The 1,202-nt window shown below is 75.8% G+C and carries 1 protein-coding gene; it reads left to right on the top strand.

The genetic code is table 11. From position 1 onward, the window contains the following. Positions 1 to 143: 143 nt before the first annotated feature. On the top strand, positions 144 to 986 hold the full coding sequence (locus QMK28_RS33960; RefSeq protein WP_326443551.1) for a patatin-like phospholipase family protein: 843 nt from the start codon (positions 144 to 146) through the stop codon (positions 984 to 986). Positions 987 to 1,202 lie beyond the last annotated feature (216 nt).

The raw sequence follows: 1,202 nt of genomic DNA, 5'->3' as shown, positions 1-1,202 counted from the left end.
TTCCCAGGTCGACCGCGTCCCGGCGCGAGACCGGACAGCCCCGGACCAGGGGACCGGGGCTGTCCGCCCGCACCCGACCGGAGCGCGGCCCCGGGTGCGAGACTGCCCGCACAGCTGAACGGACAGGCGAGGGGAGCGGCGGGATGGCAGCCACGGCACTGGTACTCGGCGGCGGAGGCATCACCGGCATCGGCTGGGAGATCGGCATGCTCGCCGGACTGGCCGAAGCCGGAGTGGACCTCACAGGTGCGGACCTGGTGGTCGGCACCTCAGCGGGCTCGATCGTCGGAGCGCAGCTCACCTCTGGGCTGCTCACCCTCGGCGAGCTGTACGAACGCCAGCTCGCCGACTCCAAGGGCGAGATCGCGGCCCGGCTCGGCCCGGCCGTGCTGTCCGCGTTCGTCTGGCACGCCCTGCGCGCCCGCGACGCGCGCGCCTACGGCGTGCGCCTGGGGCGGGCGGCCCTCGCGGCGCGCACCCCTCCGGAGAGCGAGCAGCGCGAGGTCATCGCGCAACGGCTCGTCTCGCACGACTGGCCCGGCCGACGCCTGATCGTCACGGCGGTCGACTCCGGCAGCGGCGAATTCTCGGCGTTCGAGGCCGCCAGCGGCGTCGGCATCGTCGACGCGGTCGCCGCGAGCTGCGCCGTCCCGCTGGTCTGGCCCCCGGTGACCATCGGGGACAAGCGCTGGATCGACGGCGGCATACGCTCCTCGGCCAACGCCGACCTCGCGGCGGGATACGAACGGGTCGTCGTGCTGGCCCCGATCCTCATGGGCGGCGGCCCCATCGCCTCCGCCCGCTCCCAGGCCGACGCGCTGACCAGGAACGGCTCCCGCGTCGCGCTGCTCTCCCCGGACCGTGCGGCCCGCGCCGCTTTCGGCCGCAACGTACTCGACCCGGCCCGCCGGGCCCCCGCCGCACGAGCGGGCTTCGCCCAGGCCGCCGCGCACGCTCAGGAGGTCGCGAGCGTCTGGGCGAGCTGAGCGGGCCCGCGCCGGCGTGCCACCGGACCGGCGGGTGTCCGGGCGCTGCGAAGGCGGGGACGGCGTGCGTGGCACTCCGCGAACCCCGTCCGCAGTGCACGGCGGCGGTACCGGACGGCCGCGGCCACCGGCACAATGGGACGGTGGACGAGCCGATACCCGTGACCCGGGCCGTGGACTGCGGCACAGCCACGCTGATGCCCGACGTGGACCGTC

This window comes from Streptomyces sp. H27-D2 (genome assembly GCF_035828615.1).
GTDB lineage: Bacteria > Actinomycetota > Actinomycetes > Streptomycetales > Streptomycetaceae > Streptomyces.
Note: the sequence above shows the minus strand (reverse complement) of the source record. Positions and strands in the feature narration are given on the sequence as shown.